This is a genomic window from Ligilactobacillus acidipiscis DSM 15836 (assembly GCF_001435755.1).
GTDB classification, from domain to species: Bacteria; Bacillota; Bacilli; order Lactobacillales; family Lactobacillaceae; genus Ligilactobacillus; species Ligilactobacillus acidipiscis.
Genome location: NZ_AZFI01000154.1, coordinates 1 through 4691, shown reverse-complemented (window position 1 = coordinate 4691; position 4691 = coordinate 1). Strand labels below are relative to the sequence as shown.

Here is a 4691-nt window from a genome sequence, read left to right as displayed (position 1 = left end):
TTCTGCTTAATGTATTTGGTTTCATCTTCTGACGCTTTGAAAAATTCATTGACCGCTGTTAAAAATTTCATTAACATAATTAGTATGGTTTATAGTATATAAATAATATTGGGAGGTTAATTTTTGAATTCAAAACAAAGAAGCAATTTAAAAAAGCATGCTCGGCATTATCAAATAAAGAAAGCACTTTTAACCACAGGTATTACAACGCTAAGTGTTAGTGGTGCATTATTGACATCTTCGTTGCGCACTCATGCAGCTGAAGTACCAAATGAACTCACAACTAACCAAGTAAATTCAATGGAAAGCAGTCCTTCTGGCAAAAATGAAGTCGCTTTACATAACCATGATACACAATCAAGCGTATCCAAAGCGGAAGAGTCTGAATCAACTGAGAATATAAGCAATAATAATAGTGCTAAAGATGCTGATGACGCTGAAACTGACAACAACACAGCACAGCAAGAATCAGAAACTAATGTTAGTGAGCCAGCAGCTCCAGGAACAAATGAACAAGCTCCTTCAAACATCATGGACGAAAGTTCATCTAAATCTGAGACTACACAAGTGACAAACAGTGATGCTAGTTCAAGTTCAGCAGTTGAAACAACATCTAAAACTGACACAATTACAGGAAACGTCAGCCAAAATTCAGAAGAAAACGAAAAAAACAATGGTCAAAATGACAAACAAAATGGTCAAACTGTTTCAAACCAGCCACGCATCGCTGCACTGACTAGGACAATTTCCCCTGATCAATTTAATATTGGTTATAAACGTTACACAATCGCTGATGCTGTAGACATTTCATCTTGGCAAAATTGGATGACACAAGCGGATTTTAATTCCCTGAAACAAATTGGTATCAGAACGATCATCATCAAAACCACTGAAGGCCATGATTATACTAATCCCTATGCACAGAATCAGATCAACTTGACTAAGAATGCAGGATTGAACGTTTCAATTTACCACTTTGTGCGCTTTAATGATACAAATAGTGCACGCAATGAAGCTAACTATGCTGTCTCGGTCATGAACAATTTTAAGTTGCCTTATTCCACTTTAATATTTGCTGACATAGAAGCCGACGAAACTATGCAAGATAACCTTAATATGAACTCTGCCCTCAAAATGTTTTGGTCTATTTTAAGTCAACACGGATATACTAACCATGGTGTTTATGTGGGACCAAACTATAAATACCTAAATCAGGTCGTCGCAACCGTTGGAAAAGATCGGACTTGGCTAGCTCAATACCCATTTACTCCTACTAAGAGTGGATATTATGAACAACAATGGCAAGCAGCAGGTTATGGCGGTTGGCAATTTTCCTCACAAGCAAAATTACGCGAAAACTTTTTAGATGTTTCACATTCATTTAACAATTTACTAACTAGCCCCAATAATTCCACGATCATTACAAATGGCCAACTTTCCCAAAATGGTCACTGGTACTTGTATAAAGGTGGTCGACTTCAAACAGGCTTACAATATATTTCTGATCAGCACAAGACTGTTTTTTACAATTCATATGGACAAATGGTTTATGGTGAAAATAAAGTCAACGGTCACTGGTATCTCTTCGATAGTGTCACCGGTGCTAGGAAGACTGGTTTCCAATACATTAGACAAGGAAATAAAACTGTCTTTTACGATGCCAATGGTCAGATGGTCTACGGCGAAAGAAAAATTAACGGTCACTGGTATCTCTTCGATAGTGTCACCGGTGCTAGGAAGACTGGTTTCCAGCACATTAACCAAGGAAATAAAACTGTCTTTTACAATGCCAGCGGTCAAATGCTCTATGGTTATCAGAAAATAAATGGCAAAATCTATTATTTTGACACAATCACTGGGGCATTAAAGAACTAAAATATTTAGGAATATTTATGGATTTGAATGTATCTAAAACCTGGATACATTCATTTTTTTACTCTTATTTAACAAAAAATATAGGCCACCTATCAATTTAATCGATACATGACCTACTTCAATTCGTATTCAGTTATAAAATCCAGTTTGCTTTTGCAACCAGTGACTGCAAACCCAATAATATTCGTCATTTTACCTACCTAAATGCCTTTTCTCCAATATAATTTGAGCACTAATCTACCAAGGCTTTGGGAACGGTCACAAAACTTGTAAACTGTCCTTCTTTTGCAAAAGGCAACACTTCACTTGGTTCTGGCAGATCATCATCTAACAAGTGCTCTTTCAAAAATTCTTGTGCCTGAACGAAAGAATCCGAAAAACTTTCAGCATAGAGATACTCGTCAAAATCTGGAAAATACACTACGTAAGGCTCATCTTCATCCTTCGGTTTTGTAATTTTAACTGGGAAACTTATCGCCACATCGCTCATTTAACCACCTCCAAAAAAGTTCTTACATTATAGTTTACATAATATTGTGAGAATTGTACAATATAAAACCTAGCTGATTCTCTTATTTCTTTAGCTCCAAGAACTCGTTGTATTTTAGTTTTTTCGTTATAACCGTTATACTGTTATTATAGTAAATATTTTTGAACGGATCAGATCTGTTAGAGAGGGGTATTATGTATGTACGTAGCAGATGACGACAGATACAATAAATTACCACACCGACGAGTAGGTGAAACTGGCCTGCGTTTACCTTTGATCTCTTTAGGTCTCTGGCATAGCTTTAGCAGCGCCGACCCATTGTATGATCGCAAACGTGTGATCTTAAAAGCTTTTGATCAGGGGGTCTTTAGTTTCGACTGTGCTGACCATTATGGTTCTCCTGAGATCGGCACATCTGAGTCACTTTTAGGTCAAGTATTAGCCGCTGAATTAAAACCATACCGTGATGAATTGGTGATCACATCTAAGGTTGGCTATCGTACTATTCCTGGACCATATGGTCACTTCCTGTCCAGAAAGACTATTTTACAATCGATCGACCGTACTTTGGAACGTCTTCAATCAGACTATGTTGATATCTACTACGCTCATCGTTTCGATCCCAATACTGATTTATGGGAAACAGCTCAAGCTTTAGACGATGTTGTTCGTGCTGGTAAAGCATTGTACATCGGAATTTCCAATTTTGATACAGAACAAGCCAAAACAGTTGCTAAAATGTTTGATGACTTGGGCACACCATATACCGTTAACCAAATTTCGTATAACATGCTCAACCGTCGTCCAGAACGGATCGGTCTTGTGGATGAAATGAAGCGCCAAAAACGCGGGATCGTTGCTTATGGTCCATTAGCTGAGGGCTTACTCAGTGACAGATACTTAGATGGTGTTCCGGCAGATTTCGCTATTCATCCAACCAGCAAGTATGTTATGCAAGCAGGTGCTGACAAAGTGACTGAGGATTTAAACAAACTCAATAACATTGCCAAGAAACGTGGTCAAACACTCTCACAAATGGCTTTAGCATGGCTATTAAGAGATCCAGTAGTTTCATCAGTAATTATCGGTACTACTAATATCGATCACTTGCGAGACAACTTGGAAGCTGCCAAAAACATCCGCTTCGACCAAGAAGAACTTGATTCGATCGATGAGATCACTAAATAATTAAATAAACAAAAACTAGCTTTGATAAGAAAAGGGTTGGAAAAATCAAAAATTGATTTCTCCAACCCCTTTTTTGTCAAACTAGAAACTCTTTTCCCTAGTACTCTCTCAAATTTATCCTAATTGGAATTGTTTTATTTGGGCATACTCTTTCCCTTTAGCTTCCTCAACATTACGAATATCTATATCATTTTGTAAATTCAAAAAATAGCGGTCAGAAACTCCAAAAACTCTGCCCAATCTAACGGAAGTATCGACCGTGATTTGCCGTCGGTCATGTAAAATATCCTGTATCCTAGACGTTGGAACATTGATTCTTTTTGCCAGCGCATAGGCTGAAAAATTCAACGGTTCCATAAACTCTTCTTTCAAGATCTCACTAATTTTTGGTGTTGGGATCTTATTCATAATATTCACTCCCCTTAATGGTGATAATCAACAACTTCAACATTGATAAAATCATTCTGGTTCTCAACAGAAAAGCAAAGTCGGTATTGTGCATTGATCTTTATACTATACTGTCCTTCACGATCTCCCACTAGTTGTTCCAGATGATTAGCGGGTGGAACTCTTAAATCATTGATATTTGTGGCATTGTCTAACATAATTAGCTTTCGTAAAGTTGCTTTCTGAATTGCTTGAGGTAATCTTTTAGAAAATTGTTGACTAAATATTTTCTTGGTTTCCTTATCTGCGAAATTTCTTATCATAAGTTTTTCCTTTGTTTTGTTTAATATATTATACCTTAAGTACGTGTATATGTAAACAAGTTATAGTTGAGATTTATTATACAAAACTATAACCCATTTTTTTATTCAAACATTTTCTATAACTTTTCTAAAAGCCATCTTTAGCATAAATAATAATTATTATAAGCTTGATTTTGTCTGTAGTTACGGTAAAATGTAAGCGGGTACACAAATATTAGCAGGATTTCTTGTAATTATTATACTTTTAACTAAATTTTTCTGTATAAAAATTATACGTTATTCTGCAGAAAGGAGGATAATTTTACCAACTCAGTAACCATTTTGCGGAACATGACTACTTTAAAGTGCTTTAAAAAGAACATGCCTTATAAGCACACAGCACATAGAGAACAACTTATTTGGGAGTGTCAAGAAGTTTGTGTAAATGA

At 36.3% G+C, this 4691-nt stretch carries 5 protein-coding genes; 2 read left to right on the top strand and 3 right to left on the bottom strand.

Translation table 11 applies throughout. The features are described 5' to 3' along the window. The first annotated feature begins 123 nt into the window (after window positions 1-123). Window positions 124-1875: a GH25 family lysozyme gene (locus FC65_RS08875; RefSeq protein WP_056972402.1), complete on the top strand. Its 1752-nt coding sequence runs from the start codon at window positions 124-126 to the stop codon at window positions 1873-1875. A gap of 232 nt (window positions 1876-2107) precedes the next feature. On the opposite strand, the gene FC65_RS08870 is transcribed toward FC65_RS08875, so the two are convergent. Further along, the gene (locus FC65_RS08870; RefSeq protein WP_010498484.1) at window positions 2108-2365 is read right to left on the bottom strand and encodes a type II toxin-antitoxin system HicB family antitoxin; all 258 of its coding nucleotides are present in this window, start codon (window positions 2363-2365) and stop codon (window positions 2108-2110) included. Between the two features lie 198 nt (window positions 2366-2563). Here FC65_RS08870 and FC65_RS08865 point away from each other — a divergent pair, with 198 nt between their 5' ends. Continuing rightward, window positions 2564-3553 carry an aldo/keto reductase gene (locus tag FC65_RS08865; protein ID WP_056972401.1) on the top strand — a complete coding sequence of 330 codons (990 nt, stop codon included), beginning with the start codon at window positions 2564-2566 and terminating at the stop codon, window positions 3551-3553. 114 nt (window positions 3554-3667) lie between these two features. On the opposite strand, the gene FC65_RS08860 is transcribed toward FC65_RS08865, so the two are convergent. Next, complete coding sequence (locus FC65_RS08860) at window positions 3668-3961, bottom strand: HigA family addiction module antitoxin (protein ID WP_056972400.1); 294 nt, start codon at window positions 3959-3961, stop codon at window positions 3668-3670. A gap of 14 nt (window positions 3962-3975) precedes the next feature. Beyond that, window positions 3976-4263 (bottom strand): type II toxin-antitoxin system RelE/ParE family toxin, encoded by a 288-nt coding sequence (locus FC65_RS08855; RefSeq protein ID WP_056972398.1) that lies wholly within the window; start codon window positions 4261-4263, stop codon window positions 3976-3978. Window positions 4264-4691 lie beyond the last annotated feature (428 nt).

Coding starts and splice junctions, on each gene's coding strand:
- FC65_RS08870 (WP_010498484.1), bottom strand. CDS start 2,365: ATGAGCGATGTGGCGATAAGTTTCCCAGTTAAAATTACAAAACCGAAG.
- FC65_RS08865 (WP_056972401.1), top strand. CDS start 2,564: ATGTACGTAGCAGATGACGACAGATACAATAAATTACCACACCGACGA.
- FC65_RS08860 (WP_056972400.1), bottom strand. CDS start 3,961: ATGAATAAGATCCCAACACCAAAAATTAGTGAGATCTTGAAAGAAGAG.
- FC65_RS08855 (WP_056972398.1), bottom strand. CDS start 4,263: ATGATAAGAAATTTCGCAGATAAGGAAACCAAGAAAATATTTAGTCAA.